Below are 15,712 nucleotides of genomic sequence, written 5' to 3' on the forward strand. Positions count from 1 at the left end.
CGGCAGCGCCAACGCGGCGCTTGACTTTGAACGGCAACGGCACAATAGTTGATGCGCAATGCCGGCGCGCCCACGATACCGTCGTGCGGCGTTCGCCCCCACTCCGGATGACTTAGGGCAGCCATGAAAATCCTTGTTTACGCGATAAGCCTGATGTGCGCCGTCTGGTTGACGGACGCGCGCTCCGAAACGTTCAAGGTCGGCTTCTACAATTATCCCCCCATGATGATCGAGAGCGGGCAAACGGGCATTTACCAGGAACTCCTGGACGAACTGGGGCAGATTACCGGCCATCGCTTTCAGGTGGAGTACTTTCCCTACGCACGGCTCGCCAAACGGTTCGACCTGGGGCAGGTCGACCTCGAACCCGGCGTGTTCCCCGGCTGGGTAAAGCAGCAAAAAGTCCCCGGCGTCTTTTCAGTGCCGTTTGGCAAGGTGATCGACATACTCGTGTTTGCCCCGGGCAAACATTTCAAAGTGAATACGCCGCACGATTTGACTGGCAGAACCCTGGGATTTGTACGGGGTTACAGCTATCCGGAGTTGCGCGAACTGTTTGACAGCGGTGCCGTGCATCGGTCCGACGCCGTGAATGAGAAGCAGCTCATGGCCATGCTCGCCGCCGGGCGGATGGACCAGATCCTGATCAACAAGGCGGTCGCGCAATACAGCATGCTCCAGGCGCCCAAGTACAGCGAGTTCGTCCTCGGCGACATCCTGGGTTCGTATGATGTCTCGATACGCGTCCATCCCAGCAAGAAAGCCTTGCTGCCGAAACTGGACGAAGCCATCCTCATCATGAAACGCTCGGGGGCCATCGCCAGAATCTACGGCAAATACGGCGTGAGTCTCTGAATCGCGCCGCCGTGGCGGTTGCCGCCGCCCGCATATCGACCGACCTGCCAGGGGGACCGAACACCGGCCCGCGCCTTGCCTATTCCAGCAGCGGCGCGATCGCCAGCGGCGCGCTCTGCGTCACCAGCTGGCCCTTGTCGGCATGCTCGCCGAAGCGGTAATTGACGACCCGGAAGCCATCGTTGTTATCCTCGCCGAAGCTGGCCCCGTCGGCCACCGACAGCAGGGCCACGTCGCCGCTGCCGTTACGCAGCCTGACCACCGGGTCCGCCCCCTTGCGCAGGTAGCTCAGGCGCACGCCGCTGCAGCGGCGCGTGCGCGCCGAGGAATCCACATGGCGCAGGTAGGTGAGCGCTTGCTCGCAGGCGGCACGCAGGTCGCTCGTTTCGTACACGCCGTCGGAACGCACCACGATCGATACGCGCGGGCGGAACACGTACTGGGCGGCGTTGCGAGTGAGCATCAGCGTGGCGTTGTCGTCATACGCCGCCTTGAGCAGCGGAAAGACGGTACGGCCGGTCGGATCGAGCGGCAGGTTCAGGCTGCTGGCCTTGCTAAGCAAGCTCAACTGCAAGCCATCGGTCAGCACGCCCTTCTCTTTCAACATGACCTGGAAATGATTCTGCAAGAAATTCTTGGGCCTGCCGTATTTTTCAAACACCACCATCGCGCGGTAGGCATCGCGATAACTGAGCCATTCGCCGCCGGCTTCATTGGCCGTCGTGCCGCCTGCCGTAAACAGCAAGGCAAGCATGGCGGAAACGTGGCGGACAAATGACATGATCAGAATCGGTAAGCGAGTCCGGTGGACACGGTGAAATTAGTGGGGCGCTCGACCAGCGGGCTGCGCCGCGCATCGCCCTGCAGGCGCGCGGCGCGCACCGCGCTGCCGAGCATCCAGGATGGCGACAGCGCCCAGTTCCAGCGCGCGGCCACGGTCACATCCTTGAGGCCGCCTCCGGGCGCATATGCGTCATTGCCGCTGCGCAGGCTTTCAGCCTCGGTCACGCCGAAATAGCTGCGGTTGTAGCTGCCGTTGACCAGCGTCAGGTCGGCCGACAGCGACACGCTGTGGTGGGGCGAGATGGCCCGCGCCACGTGCTGCATGCCCACGGTCCAGGTGGCGCCATGGCGGTCGCGTCCCGATCCTGCCAGCAAGTTATTGGTAATGCGCAAGGATGGCGTCAGATAATAATGGAAAAACGCCCCGCCCTGCAGGCGCGCACCAATCGCGTCGGTGCCGCTGAGACGATTGGCGCCACGCTTGTGCGCGGACGGCTCTGCGGGCGGCACCGCGGATGGCCGTATCGGCCCGGTCTTCGGATCGGTCGTGCTCAGCGGCGGCACCGACTCGCCCACGAAGCCGGCCATGGGCGCTCCGACCCACTCGCTGTCGCTGCCGGATTGGCTGCGGCGCGGCTGCAGCGCGATCAGGGGGCCATATTCGAGCACCGGATTGGCCGACAGGTGCATCCCTGCGCTCATGCCCGAGATAAACACGCCATTGCTCCATTCGACCTGCAGGAGCGGCAAGGCTGTCACGCGCCGCTCCGCCGCGCCCTGGTAGCGCGGGGCCGAGACGGCGCCCAGCCCGACATACATGTCGCGGCTGCCGTCCGGCATCGGATTGGTGGCAGGGGTCTGGGCCCAGGCGGCAGGCCAAACGCCGGCCAGGACAAGGGCAAAAAGGGTTCTCATGAATATCGCCGAAAAGATGATCAGCCGCCATTTTACGGCCTGCCGCCAACATCGCCGAAATCGCTGAGTTTTCGTCAAGACCGCACGCGCCTCGACTGCACGCTGCGGCGTCCCACGATACGCGGATGGCGGGCGCCTTCATGCGGCCGACTGCATCGCCATCATGCTGTTGCTACGAATAAAAAAAGCCCGCGACACCGGAGAGCATCGAGGGCGAACGGAAAACCCGATGCGCATAGCTTAGGCGCTTCACGCGTTCCTTTCCGCCTCGAAATGTCTGGCAATTGTCGTAAATGTGTATTCGACATCACCGAACTGTTGAGCACGCTATTCGATCAGCGGCGCGATGGCCAGCGGCGCACTGCTGGTGATGAGCTGGCGCGGCTCGCCGCCATGACTGAAGCGATAATTGACGATGCGAAATCCAGCCGGGCCATCGTCGGGAAACGCGCGGCCCTCGGTCAGCGGCAGCGTCACCGCGTCGGCCGCGCCGCTGCGCACCCGCACCGGGGGCGTGGTGAGCGCGTTCGGGTAGACGAAGCGCACGCCCACGCAGGCGCGCGTCTGCGCACTGGCATCGGTGTAGCGCAGGTAGTCCAGCGCCTGGGCGCAGGCGGCGCGCAGCTCGGCGCTGTCGTACAGGCCGTTGGCGCGCGGCACGATCGACACGCGCGCGCGAAAACCGACCGGCCCGCTACTGCCGCTCACCAGCAAGGGCGCATTCTCGTTGTAGGCCGCCGTGCTGAGCGGAAATACCGTGCGCCCGGTGGGATCGAGCGCGAGGTACTGGTCGCCGTCGCGGGTGTGCAAGATCAGCCGCAGGTCCGGCGCCACGGCGCCCTGCTGCGCCGTTATCAGCTGCAACTGGTTTTGCAGATAGCTCTTGGGTCCGCCATATTTCTGGAACGCCACCATGGCGCGGTAAGCATCGCGATAGCTGAGCCATTCCGACGCGGGCGCGTGCGCCGTGCTGGCGCCTGCCGAAAACAGCAGCGCGAGCAAGAGAGCGAGACGGCGTGGGGCGTTCATCATCAGAACCGGTAAGCGAGCGCGGTGGATACGACAAAGCCGTTGGGACGCTCCACCAACGGACTCTTTTGCGCAGCGCCCAGCACGCGGGTCGCTTGCACGTTATTAATCAATAGCCACGAGGGCGACAGGGCCCAGTGCCAGCGCAGGCCCGCGCTCGCGCCGTTCAGGCCGCCGCCGGGCGCATACGCCGGGTTGCCGCTGCGCAGGGATTCAGCCGGGCTGACGCCGAAAAAGCTCGTGTTGTGGTGGCGGTTGACCACGCTCACGCCCGCCGACAGCGAGACGCTGTGATGCGGCGAAAACTGCTGCGCCACATGCTGGATGCCGAGGTTCCACAGCACGCCGTTGGCGTCCCGGCCTCCACCGTACAGCACGCTGTTGGTCAGGCGCAGGCTGGGGCTGAGGTAGACGTTGACGAAGCCGCCCGCCTGCAGGCGCGCACCAACCACATCCATGCCGGACAGGCGATTCGGGCCGACGCTGCGCGCGACCTTGTCGGGCTGGCCCGGGGTGATTGGCTGGGTCGGGATGGTGGGCTCGGGCGGGGTGTCGCCGATGGGCGCCAGCGGCGAACCGCCGTTGGTCATGGAGTTCAGCGAGGCGCCGCCGAGCGCGACCCCATTGCCCGATTCGCTGCGCCGTGCCTGGACCGACAACAGCGGCCCGAATTCGAGCGATGGCTGGTCCGACAGGTGCACGCCGGCATTCATCCCGGAAATGAACACGCCATTGCTCCACTCGCCCTGCAGCACCGGCACCGCCATGCGGCGCGGGCGGCGCGCGCCTTCGTACGCGGGCGACGACACGAAGCCGAGCCCGACATACATGTCGCGGCTGCCGTCCGGCATCGGATTGACGGACGGAGTGCGGGCGGTGGCACTGGCGCACGCCGCGCCCAGCACAAAGGTCAACAGTATTTTCATACATCAGGGTCCGGGCCCGGCGGCGCATGCGCGCCACCAGGGAAGCGGAAAACTGCCTTATCGTTGCCGCGATTGGGTCGAAAACTCGACCGTGTCATCCGAGCGCGGCAGCTTGACCAGATGCCCGGGGTTCGAAATCGCCGCCGGACATGCAAGGCCGCTGTCGGGCTTGAGCGACCAGTTCACGCTGGACACGTGTATCTTGCCGCTCTCGCGGTAGATGCTCTGGATTTCCGTGGTGTCGCACCCGGTCGGGCCACCCCGGCCGAATACCGCGACCACCATTTCCTTGCTGAAATCGACAACCGGCAAGGCGCCGCCGCTGTGCGACTGGTTCCATACGGTGGCGAAGGTGGTGGCATCCTTGATCACGATATTGCGCGGTGTCGGCATGTGCGAGTAGGGACCGCGCCACAGGTCGGTGAAATCGATGTTCTGCGTCTTCACCTGGACGAAGTCGACCACGGCGTCAACGCGCGGGACCGTGATCATCTGCATCGGATTGGCGACCACGGCGATGCACATGACGCCGGGATCGGGCGCCCTGTGCTCGGTGCGGATCACCAGGTGGCCATCGCTGGCATTGGCGCGCACCACGCCGAAGCTGCCGCAGGCCGAGCCGTTGCCGCCGAACACGGCGATCACCATCTCGGCCTTGAAGTCGACCTTCGGCGCCGGCGGCGGCGGGATGCGGATGCGGCTGTGCTCGGCCCACAGGGCATCGAGCGCCGCCTGGTCGCGCACCACCACATTGCGCGCTTCGGACACGCCCGAGAAGGTATCGCTGGCGATGGTCTTGAAATCCACACTGAGCCCGTCTGCAGGCAGGAACTTGATCTCTTCGACAACGTGGCCGGCGCCCAGGCCGAAACCTTCTTCGTTGGTCTTGTCGACGATCGTGTTAAACAGGGGCAGCATTTTTTCGTCGCTGCATTCTTTTTTCGGGCCGGCGATGGAGTCACTCAGGCTGCATACTTTCGCGTCCGGCGTCGTGCCGAACAGTTCGAGGCTGTAGCGGTTGTCGGCGCAGTCGCCCGACTTGTTCCACAGCACGTATTTTTTGTCGATGAGGTACAGGCGGTTGGTCACGCTGGCGCACGAGGCTTGCTGGGCGCGTGCGACGAACGGGGTCATCACGGTAACCGGCTCGGGCGTCGGCGTCGGCGTCGGGGTCGGGGTCGGGGTCGGGGTCGGGGTCGGGGTCGGGGTTGGCACGACGATGTCCGGCTGCGTCTTCGGAGGTACGGGCGTGCTGCCGCCGCTGTCGCCGCCGCCGCAACCGGCGAGCGCGACAGCGCCAGCCAGCGGGAGGCAGGAAAGTGCGCGAATCAAAACAGACATGGCAAATCCTTTCATAAGGGAAGCGAAACCTGCCGTCGCGCAAACGCGGCGGGCAGACCTGGAATGCGAGTAAAGCCATGATATAGACAATCGCGCGGCACTTCCGCCATGAACTGTCCCCTATTTGTCACTTATTTGTAATACCCCGATGCGCGCCACTCTTATACAATGCTGCGCAAGGAGAAGCGATGTCTATGGCAACAGTTATTGAACACCGTTGTGGCGGGATACACGCGTGAACCGGATCTTCTTCCGCTTCTTCGTGCTGGTCATGCTGTCGATCACGATCGCGACCTTTGCCATCTACTTCGCCACCAGCCGCCTGTTCGGCGATCCGCTGGACGATATCGCGCGGCGCCAGGCGGCCGCCCAGATTTTCCTGCTTGAACAATACATCGACAAAGCCCCGGCCGACGATTGGCTGGTGCGGCTCAACAAGGTGCGCGAAGTGACTGACGTCAAGCTCGACCTGGTGCTGCTGAGCAGCGTGCGCGCCTCGCTGCCGGTCCAGCAGCACGCCGCGCTCAACCGCGGCGAACTGGTGCTCGACACCGCCAACAAAGCCTTTTACCGCCGCGTCGACCTGCATGGCGAAAGCTATGTCGGCAGCGCCGAGGAAGTCATCCACGCCCATCAGCTGCCCATCGACATCGGGCTGGCGCTGGAGATGGAAGCGGTGCGCTACGTGATCGTGGCGCTGTTCCTGCTGGTGCCGATCGCCCTGTGGTCGCGCTCGCACTGGCTGGGGCTGCAGGAACTCTCGCGCGTGGCCGACGAGGTCGGCGCCGGCCGGCTGTCGGCGCGCGCCAGCTTCAAGCCGGGCGCCATCATCTATCCGCTGGCCGAGAGGCTCAACCACATGGCCGGGCGCATCGACGGCTTGCTCGATGCGCAGAAAAACCTGCTCCATTCCGTCTCGCACGAACTGCGCACCCCGATCGCGCGCCTGGAATTCGCGCTGGAACTGCTCAGGTCGGCAGCGGACGATCCGGCGCTGGAACAGCGCATCGTGGCGATGGAAGGCGATGTCGCCGAGCTGAACGGGCTGGTGAATGAATTGCTGGGCATGATCCGGCTCGACAGCCGCCAGGCGCTGCAGCAAGCCAGCTTCGAGCTGGCGCCGGCGCTGCTGGGCTGCGTAGGCGGGCTCGACCCGCTGGCGGCCCAGCCCCAGGTCCGGCTCGACAGTGCGCTGGGCAGCATGACCGGCGACCGGCGCCTGCTGCTGCGCGCGGTGGGCAACCTGCTCAGGAATGCGCAGAAATACGGCAACGGCCAGATTGCGCTCTCGGCGCGGCGCGCGGACGGGGTGGAAATCGTGGTGGAAGATGACGGCCCCGGCATTCCGGAGGCGGAACGGGGCAAGGTGTTCGAACCGTTTTACCGGCTCGACCGCAGCCGCGACCGCAGTACCGGCGGCTTCGGGCTGGGATTATCGATTGCGCAAAAGGCCGTGGCGCTGCATGGCGGCACGATTGCGGTGGAACAGTCGGCGATGGGCGGCGCGCGCTTCGTGATTGCGTTGCCGGCCTGAGGTGCGTCGCTCCCGCGCCATGGCGCGGAAGCGATGCAGAACGGCTGGTGCTTACTTCTGCGCCGGCCTCAGATGCGTAATCCCGTACCAGAGGTGTTCCCACCAGTGCGGACGCGAGCTGACCACCTGCAGGCAGCGCATGTCGACCTCGCCCTTGAACACGGGATCGGCGCACTGCTTGGTGATCAGCGCATGACGCTGGTTCTCGGCATTGACGATCGCAATCGCAAACCACACCACGATACTGCACAGCACCACCACCAGGCTCCATGCCAACTGGTTAATCCAGTTGCGCTCGAATAAATCTTCCTCTACGGGGCGCGAGCCGTCGTAGATCTTGATGATTTTTTCTTCAGGATCGCTCATTTTCCGGCAGGTTTAGCAGGTGCTTTGGCTGGCGCGGCGGCAGGGCCCGCCTTTTCCTTCTGGGCCTTGGCCACCAGCGCATCGAGGGTTTGCCCGATCGCCGGGTATTGCGTGGCGTTGGTCAGACCCGGATTGGCGTCGCCGATGAGCGATGGCGAGGTCATGAGACGGCCATCGATCACGATGCTGGGCGCACTGTCGACCTTGTAGTTCTGGATCAGTTGCGGTGCGCTTTTCAGCTTGGTCAGCACGCCGAACGAATTCCAGTACTCCATGAACTTGGCCTGGTCGATGCCCTGCTTGGGAATCCACTCGAGAATGTTGGCGTCCTTGTTCAGGCGAATGCGCTCGACGTGGAAGGCACGCAGCACTTTCGGATGCATTTCTTCGCCCTTGCCCATCGCTTCGAGCGTCAGGTGCAAATGCGCCTCCGGATCGTTGTTGCTGGAAGCGAAGTGCACGCGCCGGAACAGGATATTGTCACCCTGTTTTTTGACCCAGTCGGCCAGGTGCGGTTCGAACGCATTGCAAGCCGGGCAGTGGTACATGAAAAACTCGATGACTTCGATTTTCTTACCGACCGACTTGGTCGGCTGCGGACTTGCCAGCGTGACATACTCGGCGCCCTCTTTCGGGTCAAGGGGCGACGCGAACGCCGTGCTGACGGCCAGACTGGCCACGGCCAGAGCAATACGCAGGAAACGCATAAATATCCTTCATGTTAAGTTGAGACGACGATCGCGAGATTACCACTTTTTGCGGCAGGTCTCAGTCCAGGAACCCGCATTTTACATTGCGTTGCATATGCGTTCCCGCTACAGGCACCGTCACGCTGCGCAACCCCGTGCGCAGTCACCGTGCGCAGTCACCGTGTTAACGCAGCCCTACCTGCGCCGTTGACGCGCCAGTTCAAGTTTTTCGCACAGGATGGCGGCGCCGTCGGGCAGGCGCGGTCCGGCCCGGGTCAGCAATTCGCCGTCCAGGGTGAACAGATTGCCCTTTTGCACCGCCAGCAGGGTTGTATACGGCGCCCAGATCGCCAAACCCTGTTCGGAGGCGTCGTACGGCGCGCTGCCGACGATCGCTTCCGGATTGGCCTGCAACACCGCCTCGACGCCGACCGAAGGCGCCTTGACCGCCAGCGCGGCGAAAATATTCTCGCCGCCGCACAGGCGGATGGCATCGCTGGCGACATGCTGGCCATTGAGGGTGTACAGCGGCTTTTCCCACACCTGGTAAAACACCTTGACCGGCGGCCGCTTGCCGTAGCGCGCCTCGAGCGCCGCGATGCGGGCGCGGAACGCGGCGGCTGCCGCCTGCGCCACCGTCCCGGTGCCGAGCAGTTGGCCGAAACGCAGCATGCTGCCGGCCACCTGGTCCATCCGCGCCGGCTCGCTGTAAAACATCGGAATGCCGAGCTGGCGCAGCTGCTCCAGCTGGCGCGCCGTGTTCCCGCTCTGCCAGACCACCAGCAGGTCGGGTTTCAGCGCCAGCACCCGTTCCATGTCGATCTGGCTGTTGTCGCCGACGAGGGGGATGGTTCGGGCGGCCGGCGGATAGTCGCTGTAGCTCATCGCCCCGACGATGCGCGCCCCGCCGCCGGCCGCGAACAGCAGCTCGGTGACGTGCGGCGCCATCGACACGATGCGCTGCGCCGGCGCGGCCAGCACCACGCGCCGGCCGGCGTCGTCCACCACCGTGATGGCGGCGCCGGCCAGGCCGGCCCACAGGGCCAGCGCGGCGAAGACGAGGCGCTTGCGCATCAGAAGTCGTAGCGCGCCGAGACCTTCACCTGGCGAGCGTCGCTCGGATAAATGCCGCTGTTGCAGCCGTACGCATTGCTGGTGTAGCGCTTGTCGGCCAGGTTCAGGCCCGCCACCGCGAATTCCCAGGCGCCGACTTGGAGCGCGTAACGCGCGTCGAAGGTGGTGCTTGATGCCATGCGCACGCCGCAGGTGTTGGCGAAGTCGGCGCCGAAGCGCTGGCTGCCGGCCCACTGGGCGCCGATGTCGGCGCTGTGGCCATTGCCCGGCACCCAGGCCAGGCGCGCCGAGACCACGTTCTTCGGTACCAGCACCATCTCGCGCCCGGCGTTCGGGCCGCCGGTGAAGCGCGCCAGCACGTGCTGCCAGTTGCCGCTCACGCGCCAGTCGCGCGCGATGCTGGCGTGGACATCGAGCTCCACGCCCTTGCGCCCGGTCGGATCGAGGTTGGTGTTGGCGCCGTAGCCGCCGTTCACGGTCGGGTCGTAGAAAATCTCGTTGCGCAACTGATGGCGGAACACGCGCGCGTTTGCGCCCATGGCCGCATCGCCGTATGCGACGCCCAGTTCCAGGTCGCGCGAGGTTTGCGGCGCCAGCACGGCGGACGAGGAACGGTAGCCGTTCTCGTCGACGTTGGCCACGCGGTAGCTGCGCCCGGCCTTGGCGTACAGTTCTACCATCGGCATGACGTTGGCGCTGCCCTGCACTTCCCAGGCGTTGAGGGTGGTCTTGCTGGCATACGGTGCGGCGAAGGCGCGCGCGTCGGTGGCATCCTTCTCGAACCGTTCGCGGCGCGCGCCAACGGCCACGCGGGCTTTGTGCGCGCCGCCGAACTTGAGTTCATCGCGCACGTACAGCGCCCGCGATTTTTGCGTGGCGTCGGCGTTCGAGTAGTCCGAATCGGTCACGCGCGACCACTTCACAAGGTCCACGCCGGCCACCAGCTCATTGAGCATGCCGCCCATGTGCGCAAGGTGGCGCAGGCGCGGCGAGAACTGGGTCTGGGCGCTGTCGTAGGTCGACTTCGAGGCTGCGCGCACGCCCTCGAAGGTGTAGAAATAGGTGGAACGGACCGTGCGCTCGCGGCGCGACAGTTCGGCGGCCAGGTCGACGCTGCCGACGCGCTGCTCCACGAACGCGGTCAGGCGGTCCGAATCGAGCGAGCCCACATCGTCTGGCGTGCTGGCCTGGCGCGGGTTGTCGCGGAACTGTTGCATGCTCAGGGCGCCCGGCAATTCCGATTCCTGGCGCGCACGGTCGTAGCGCAGGCCGGTGCGGCCACCCTGGTATGCCCACTGGGCGCCGCCGCTGAAGGTATCGAGCTCGAAGCTGTTATGGTCGCGGTAATTGTCGGTGCGCTGGCTGCCGACCGAGGCGTCGAGCGCGAACCCGTTCCATGACCGGGCCACGGCGGCGCGCAGGTCGCGCAGGTTGAACTGACCGGTTTCGGCGCGCAGCATGCCGCGCCCGCCATTGGCCTCGGGACGGCGCGTGACGATGTGGATCACGCCGCCGGTGGCGCCTTCGCCATACAGCACGCTGGCGCCGCCGCGGATGATTTCGATGCGCTCGACGGTCTCGATCGGGATCGACGACAGGGTCGCATTGCTCAATTCACTTTCGGACATGCGCACGCCGTCCAGGGTGACCACCATGTTCTGGCTGCTGTTGGTGCCGAAGCCGCGCAGGTCGAGGCTGAAATCGGGCGAGCCGTCCAGGCTCTGGCGGCCGTACACGCCGCCGATCTGGCGGATGGCCTGGTTGACGTCGGCCGCGCCGGCGCGGCGGATGTCGTCGGCGCTGATGACGGTCGCGCCGATCGGGGCCAGCGCCGGGTCGCTGGCAAAGCGGGCGCCGGTCACGGTCACGGCGGGCAGGGTCTGGGCCTGGGCCTGGGCCTGGCCATCGGCGGCCAGCGCGGCGCTGGACATGAAACACAGGGACAGGGCGGAAACCAGCGCGAGCGGCCTGGCGGAGAGCGCACGGCGCGGCGATACTGCAGAAATCATGATGTCGTCTTCAGAAAATAGAGTCCGGGCCTGCGTCCCCGCAAGCCGGATTGCACGGACAGAGGCGCGCTGCGCGGCATCATGTCCACCTGTTTTGGCCGGTATCCGGGCTCGCACGACGTCAGTAACGACGGCTTGCAGTACCGTTGCGGGGGCAGCACACTGCGTGTTTCCCGTTTAACTGCCGGCGTGAAGACGCGGGCGGGCACCAAAACTGCGCCATTATAATCGGAGTCGCCATCCGGACCGCGGCCCGGCGGGCGTTGTGGCATGCTGTGCGGCCGGCTGCCCACCAGCCAGACCTGTTACCAATCGAAGCGCCCGGCGGCGCAGGAGAATGCATGCAAGCGCGTACCCGAACCATGGCCCAGAGGGCGCTCCTGCTGGCGGCAGCCGCCGTCGCGGGGGCCGAGCTGATGGCGCAGGCCGACATCACCATCACGCCGATTCCGGAACCGGTGACCGACGTCGGCATCGGCTTCGCCATGCCCTCGGCCAGCGCGGTGAGCGTGCCGAGCTCCCCGGACGCGTGGGGCGGGCCGCGCAGCGGCAGCGAAGCGACCCTGTCGGACCGCGTGGTCGACTACCGGATCGAAGCGACGCTCGACCCGGTAGCGCACACGGTCGACGGCAAGCAGAAACTCACCTGGCGCAACCGCAGCAAGGAGACCGTGCGCAGCGTCTACCTGCACCTGTACATGAACGCCTTCAAAAGCGCCGGCAGCACCTTCTTCACCGAGCAGCGCGAATCCGGCTACAACGCCACCATCGCCCCCGGCGAATGGGGCCATATCACCCTGCGCAGCGTGACCCAGGGCGGTGCCAGGGTCGACTGGTCGTTCGTCCACCCCGACAACGGCCCCGCCACCGACGAGACGGTGGTGCGCTTCGACCTGCCGGCGCCGGTGGCGCCAGGCGCTTCCACCAGCTTCGATATCACCTTCCTGACCCAATTGCCGCGCGTGGTGGCCAGTACCGGCCATGTCGGCAGCTTTCACCTGGTGGGCCAGTGGTTCCCCAAGATCGGGGTGCTGGAACTGCCTGGCGAACGCGGCGCCGCCAGGGCGCGCTGGAACGTGCACGAATATCACCACGAGACCGAGTTCTACGCCGACTTCGGCCGCTTCGATGTCAAGCTCACCGCGCCCAAGGGCTACACCGTGGGCGCCACCGGCGAACTGCAGGGGCCACCGGTGGAACAGGGCGGCATGCTGACGCACCACTACGTGCAGGGCGACGTCCACGATTTCGCCTGGACCGCCGACAATCGCACGGCGCCGCCCCTGCGCGGTACCTGGAGCGCGCCGGGCAGCCCGCAGGTTGCGCTGTCGGTACTGTTCCCGCCCGACCGCGCGGCCAGCGCCGCGCCGGCGCTGAAAGCGGCCACCGAGGCGCTGACCTATTTTTCGACGACGCTCGGACCGTATCCGTACAAGACGCTGACCATTGTGATCCCGCCGCTGAACGCCGACAACGCCGGCGCCATGGAGTACCCGACCTTCATCACCGTCAACGGTTACGACAAGGTGGTGCCGCGCACGGCCGCCGCCTTCGACCTCGATCTCGTCACGATCCACGAAGTCGGCCACAGTTACTTCCACGGCATCCTGGCGTCGAACGAGACTGAAGAACCGATGCTCGACGAAGGCCTGAACGAATTCTGGAACCATCGCATGCTGCGCGACACCGGCAAGGACGCCTATCTCGGGCCGCCGCTGCTCGCGGCGCTGGGCATCGCGCCGGGGTTCAAGGGCTTCGACGTCGAGCGTTATGACACCGCGCCCGCCGAAGCGGCGGAACCGCTCGGACAGAACGCCCACATGCGCAAGCAGGGCATTGGCCCGGTGTACGTACGCAGCGCCACCGTGCTGCGCGACCTGGAGGCACGCATCGGCAAGGAGGCGACCGGGCGCGCCTTCAAGGAATACTACCGGCGCTGGAAGTTCCGCCATCCGAGCATCGCCGATCTGCGCGAGACGCTGGCCGAGGTGAGCGGGCAGCGCGCCGCCGTCCACGCCGCGTTCGCGCAGCAGGTGTACGGCACGGCCAGCGTGGACGACCGCATTGCGCGCTTCGCGAGCGAGGCAGAGGCGTCGGCCAAGGCCGGCGGCGCGGGCGCGTGGCGCACCAGCGTCACCCTGGAGCGGCGCGGCGCCCCGGTCGCGCAAACCGTGGTGGTCAAATTCGCCGACGGCAGCAGTGAAACCGTGGCGTGGGACGACCAGCAGCGCGCGCGCACCTTCAGCTGGGTCAAGCCGGTCAAGGCGGTATCGGCCGAACTCGACCCGAGCCGCCTGCACTACCTCGACGCCAGCAAACTCGATGACAGCCGCACGCTGGAGGCGGACGGCAGCGCCGCGCGCCGCTGGGCCGGCGACCTGGCGGCGATGTTCAGCATCCTCTTTTCCCTGATTGCGACCGTGTAATGAGCGCCTCCCCTGCCTTTTCGATTGCAGCAGTGCCGCGAGCGGCGCGCGCGGCGCTGCAATGGCGCCTGCTGCTGCTGTGGGCCCTGTGGATGCTGGTGCCGACGCTGATCATGGCGCTGCCGGCGTGGCATCTGCTGTCGTCGAACCTCGATTATTCGGTACACGCGGCGGCGCTGGCACGCGCGCTCGACATGACCGCCGTCAGCGATCTGCTGGACGTGTACGGGCGCCATCAGGCGGTATTCACCCAGGCCGGCAGCATCGCGCTGGGCGTCACGCTGCTCATTTCGCCGCTGCTGTCCGGCATGGTGGCGACGGCGGCGCGCGCGCCGCAGCCACCCGGCTTTGCGGCCCTCACGCGCGGCGGCCTGGCGTACTATGCGCCCATGCTGCGCATGCTGGCGTGGGGCGCGGTGCCGCTCGGCGCGGCCTTCATGGCCGGCATAAGCGCGGTCGACGCCGCATCCACGTACGCCGGCAAGGTCGTCACGACCGGCGAGACGGCGCTGCCGATGATGCTGGCGCAGGCGCTCATGGTGCTGCTCATCGGCCTTGTCACCGCCTCGCTCGACGCCGGCCGCGCCATCCTGGCGAACGATGTGCGCCAACGCTCCGCTCTTGCAGCGTGGTGGTCGGGCTGCATGCTGCTGGCGCGCCACCCGGTGGCTGCGCTTGGCACGTACATCGTCATCAGCCTCGTTGGCCTCGGCCTGGCCGGCCTGCTGTCGCTGCTGCGCGTGAACACGGCGGGCGTCGGTGTCCTGGGTTTTACGGGTGCCCTGCTGCTGACGCAGGCGGCCGTCGTCACCATCGGCTGGATGCGCAGCGCGCGCCTGTTCGCGCTGATCGACCTGGTGCGTGCCCGCGCATCTTGATAAAGCCCGTGCGCGCCCCTATATTGAATAGCTAATTCACCGTTTGGAGCGCCGCCATGAACCATCGCCTGCCGACCTATTTCGTCTCCCACGGGGGCGGGCCGTGGCCCTTCATGAAGGAGCAGTACGGCGAGACCTACGACGTGCTGGAAGCGTCGCTGGTCGACATCCGGCGCCAGATCGGCGACGTCAAGCCGGCCGCGGTGCTGGTCGTTTCCGGTCACTGGGAAGAAAAGGAGCTGATGCTGTCGTCCAGCGCGCAGCCGCCGATGATTTACGATTACGGCGGCTTTCCGGCCCATACCTACCAGATCAAATACCCTGCGCCAGGCTCGCCGCAACTGGCGCAACGCGCCGCCGCCCTGCTGGCCGCGGACGGCCACGCGGTGTCGCTCGATCCGCAGCGCGGCTTCGATCACGGGACGTTTTCGATGCTGTATCCGATCTACCCGCAGGCCGATGTGCCGGTAGTGCAGCTGTCGCTCCTGCACGGCTTCGATCCGCTCACGCACGTGAAGATCGGGCGCGCGCTGGCGCCGCTGCGCGATGAAGGGGTGCTCATTATCGGCAGTGGCCTGAGCTACCATAACCTGCACCAGTTCGGGCCGGAAGGCCGGCTCGCCTCGCACCAGTTCGACGACTGGCTGCAGATGGTGCTCAAGCTGCCGCCGTCGGAGCGCACCACCGCCCTGCTGCACTGGGGCCAGGCGCCGTATGCGCGCAACGCGCACCCGCGCGAAGAGCATCTGCTGCCGCTGATGGTGGCGCTGGGCGCGGCCGAATCGGAGGATGCGGCCTGCGTGTATCACGAAGATGAATTTTTCGGCCATCTGGCCGTGTCGAGTTTTCGCTTCGGGGAACCGGTGGCGCCGTAACAGCGCCACCGA

14 protein-coding genes and 1 riboswitch are annotated in these 15,712 nt (G+C 66.1%); of the genes, 5 read left to right on the forward strand and 9 right to left on the reverse strand.

What is annotated here, in order from left to right; translation table 11 throughout:
* Positions 1-123: 123 nt before the first annotated feature.
* Positions 124-855, forward strand: coding sequence for a substrate-binding periplasmic protein (locus RBA41_RS18505; protein WP_306625688.1), 732 nt, complete (start codon positions 124-126; stop codon positions 853-855).
* A gap of 79 nt (positions 856-934) precedes the next feature.
* Here the strand turns inward: RBA41_RS18505 and RBA41_RS18510 are convergent, their stop codons facing one another.
* From RBA41_RS18510 to RBA41_RS18530, 5 genes are all read right to left on the reverse strand, one after another.
* Positions 935-1,636: a hypothetical protein gene (locus tag RBA41_RS18510; RefSeq protein WP_306625689.1), complete on the reverse strand. Its 702-nt coding sequence runs from the start codon at positions 1,634-1,636 to the stop codon at positions 935-937.
* Between the two features lie 2 nt (positions 1,637-1,638).
* Positions 1,639-2,553, reverse strand: coding sequence for a MipA/OmpV family protein (locus tag RBA41_RS18515; RefSeq protein ID WP_306625690.1), 915 nt, complete (start codon positions 2,551-2,553; stop codon positions 1,639-1,641).
* Between the two features lie 327 nt (positions 2,554-2,880).
* The gene (locus tag RBA41_RS18520; protein WP_306625691.1) at positions 2,881-3,582 is read right to left on the reverse strand and encodes a hypothetical protein; all 702 of its coding nucleotides are present in this window, start codon (positions 3,580-3,582) and stop codon (positions 2,881-2,883) included.
* A gap of 2 nt (positions 3,583-3,584) precedes the next feature.
* Entirely contained in the window at positions 3,585-4,508 is a 924-nt protein-coding gene (locus RBA41_RS18525; protein WP_306625692.1) for a MipA/OmpV family protein, read from the reverse strand.
* Between the two features lie 57 nt (positions 4,509-4,565).
* Positions 4,566-5,849 (reverse strand): hypothetical protein, encoded by a 1,284-nt coding sequence (locus tag RBA41_RS18530; protein WP_306625693.1) that lies wholly within the window; start codon positions 5,847-5,849, stop codon positions 4,566-4,568.
* Between the two features lie 235 nt (positions 5,850-6,084).
* On the opposite strand from RBA41_RS18530, the gene RBA41_RS18535 reads away from it, so the two are divergent.
* A complete protein-coding gene (locus RBA41_RS18535) occupies positions 6,085-7,383 on the forward strand; it encodes an ATP-binding protein (RefSeq protein ID WP_306625694.1) in 1,299 nt (432 codons plus the stop codon).
* 51 nt (positions 7,384-7,434) lie between these two features.
* On the opposite strand, the gene RBA41_RS18540 is transcribed toward RBA41_RS18535, so the two are convergent.
* The 4 genes from RBA41_RS18540 to RBA41_RS18555 all read right to left on the reverse strand — a co-directional run bounded on the left by RBA41_RS18540 (position 7,435) and on the right by RBA41_RS18555 (position 11,521).
* On the reverse strand, positions 7,435-7,749 hold the full coding sequence (locus RBA41_RS18540; protein WP_306625695.1) for a hypothetical protein: 315 nt from the start codon (positions 7,747-7,749) through the stop codon (positions 7,435-7,437).
* Positions 7,746-8,456: a thiol:disulfide interchange protein DsbA/DsbL gene (locus tag RBA41_RS18545; protein ID WP_306625696.1), complete on the reverse strand. Its 711-nt coding sequence runs from the start codon at positions 8,454-8,456 to the stop codon at positions 7,746-7,748. Before RBA41_RS18545 ends, RBA41_RS18540 begins: the two co-directional genes overlap by 4 nt.
* A gap of 177 nt (positions 8,457-8,633) precedes the next feature.
* Positions 8,634-9,512 carry a cobalamin-binding protein gene (locus RBA41_RS18550; RefSeq protein ID WP_306625697.1) on the reverse strand — a complete coding sequence of 293 codons (879 nt, stop codon included), beginning with the start codon at positions 9,510-9,512 and terminating at the stop codon, positions 8,634-8,636.
* Entirely contained in the window at positions 9,512-11,521 is a 2,010-nt protein-coding gene (locus tag RBA41_RS18555; protein WP_306625698.1) for a TonB-dependent receptor, read from the reverse strand. The genes RBA41_RS18550 and RBA41_RS18555 overlap by 1 nt, the downstream gene beginning before the upstream one ends.
* A 79-nt stretch (positions 11,522-11,600) precedes the next feature.
* Positions 11,601-11,749: riboswitch (cobalamin riboswitch) on the reverse strand.
* A 113-nt stretch (positions 11,750-11,862) separates the two neighbouring features.
* Here RBA41_RS18555 and RBA41_RS18560 point away from each other — a divergent pair.
* From RBA41_RS18560 to RBA41_RS18570, 3 genes are read left to right on the forward strand one after another with little or no spacing between them, the layout of a single operon-like run.
* Entirely contained in the window at positions 11,863-13,947 is a 2,085-nt protein-coding gene (locus tag RBA41_RS18560) for a M1 family metallopeptidase (protein WP_306625699.1), read from the forward strand.
* Positions 13,947-14,825, forward strand: a complete 879-nt coding sequence (locus tag RBA41_RS18565; protein WP_306625700.1) for a hypothetical protein — start codon at positions 13,947-13,949, stop codon at positions 14,823-14,825. The genes RBA41_RS18560 and RBA41_RS18565 overlap by 1 nt, the downstream gene beginning before the upstream one ends.
* Before the next feature lie 56 nt (positions 14,826-14,881).
* A complete protein-coding gene (locus tag RBA41_RS18570; RefSeq protein ID WP_306625701.1) occupies positions 14,882-15,700 on the forward strand; it encodes a DODA-type extradiol aromatic ring-opening family dioxygenase in 819 nt (272 codons plus the stop codon).
* Positions 15,701-15,712 lie beyond the last annotated feature (12 nt).

The sequence above is a fragment of the Massilia scottii genome, from assembly GCF_030846495.1.
GTDB lineage: Bacteria > Pseudomonadota > Gammaproteobacteria > Burkholderiales > Burkholderiaceae_D > Telluria_A > Telluria_A violaceinigra.

Excerpts from the sequence above, each read along its gene's own strand:
- RBA41_RS18555 (WP_306625698.1), bottom strand. The coding sequence starts at position 11,521 with ATGATTTCTGCAGTATCGCCGCGCCGTGCGCTCTCCGCCAGGCCGCTC.
- RBA41_RS18510 (WP_306625689.1), bottom strand. The coding sequence starts at position 1,636 with ATGTCATTTGTCCGCCACGTTTCCGCCATGCTTGCCTTGCTGTTTACG.
- RBA41_RS18525 (WP_306625692.1), bottom strand. The coding sequence starts at position 4,508 with ATGAAAATACTGTTGACCTTTGTGCTGGGCGCGGCGTGCGCCAGTGCC.
- RBA41_RS18505 (WP_306625688.1), top strand. The coding sequence starts at position 124 with ATGAAAATCCTTGTTTACGCGATAAGCCTGATGTGCGCCGTCTGGTTG.
- RBA41_RS18545 (WP_306625696.1), bottom strand. The coding sequence starts at position 8,456 with ATGCGTTTCCTGCGTATTGCTCTGGCCGTGGCCAGTCTGGCCGTCAGC.
- RBA41_RS18570 (WP_306625701.1), top strand. The coding sequence starts at position 14,882 with ATGAACCATCGCCTGCCGACCTATTTCGTCTCCCACGGGGGCGGGCCG.
- RBA41_RS18560 (WP_306625699.1), top strand. The coding sequence starts at position 11,863 with ATGCAAGCGCGTACCCGAACCATGGCCCAGAGGGCGCTCCTGCTGGCG.
- RBA41_RS18515 (WP_306625690.1), bottom strand. The coding sequence starts at position 2,553 with ATGAGAACCCTTTTTGCCCTTGTCCTGGCCGGCGTTTGGCCTGCCGCC.
- RBA41_RS18530 (WP_306625693.1), bottom strand. The coding sequence starts at position 5,849 with ATGTCTGTTTTGATTCGCGCACTTTCCTGCCTCCCGCTGGCTGGCGCT.
- RBA41_RS18520 (WP_306625691.1), bottom strand. The coding sequence starts at position 3,582 with ATGAACGCCCCACGCCGTCTCGCTCTCTTGCTCGCGCTGCTGTTTTCG.
- RBA41_RS18540 (WP_306625695.1), bottom strand. The coding sequence starts at position 7,749 with ATGAGCGATCCTGAAGAAAAAATCATCAAGATCTACGACGGCTCGCGC.
- RBA41_RS18565 (WP_306625700.1), top strand. The coding sequence starts at position 13,947 with ATGAGCGCCTCCCCTGCCTTTTCGATTGCAGCAGTGCCGCGAGCGGCG.
- RBA41_RS18550 (WP_306625697.1), bottom strand. The coding sequence starts at position 9,512 with ATGCGCAAGCGCCTCGTCTTCGCCGCGCTGGCCCTGTGGGCCGGCCTG.